A 529-nucleotide genomic window follows, 5' to 3' on the forward strand; every position below is an offset into this window, starting at 1 on the left:
ATTAAAACAGAAGCGGGAACAGATTTTTGGCAAAGAACATATTATGGATTTCAAAACAATAATGCTCCTGCTTTGTTAATGAAAACCAATGAGAAATACTTTTCTTTTTTAGTAAAAACTGAATTTGACAGTAAACAACGCTTCGACCAGTGCGGCGTAATCATCTATCAAAATAGTGATAACTGGATAAAGGCTTCTATTGAATATGAAAATGAAGAATACCAGAGATTGGGAAGTGTTGTAACGAACTTAGGATATTCTGATTGGGCAACTACGGATATTGCTGCAACAAATAAATTTATGTATTACAGATTAAGCCGACGTGAAAGCGATTATTGTATTGAAAATTCTTATGATGGTATTCACTATAAGCAAATGCGTATTGCACACCTTTTTGAAGGAGCAGACAATATACAGATTGGTATTTATGCTTGCAGTCCAGAAGAATCTTCATTTAAAGCCATTTTCACAGAAATGAAATTTACTGAATGTCAATGGAAAGAACACAAGTAACAAATTTCAGTTTAAC

1 protein-coding gene is annotated in these 529 nt (G+C 32.7%); it reads left to right on the top strand.

Translation table 11 applies throughout. The annotated features are described in order from the left end of the window. A partial coding sequence (locus GQY27_RS21235) for a DUF1349 domain-containing protein (protein ID WP_160037251.1) occupies window positions 1–513 on the top strand: 513 nt, incomplete at its 5' end. Between the last annotated feature and the right edge of the window lie 16 nt (window positions 514–529).

This window comes from Paenibacillus sp. An7, assembly GCF_009870785.1.
Lineage (GTDB): Bacteria > Bacillota > Bacilli > Paenibacillales > Paenibacillaceae > Paenibacillus.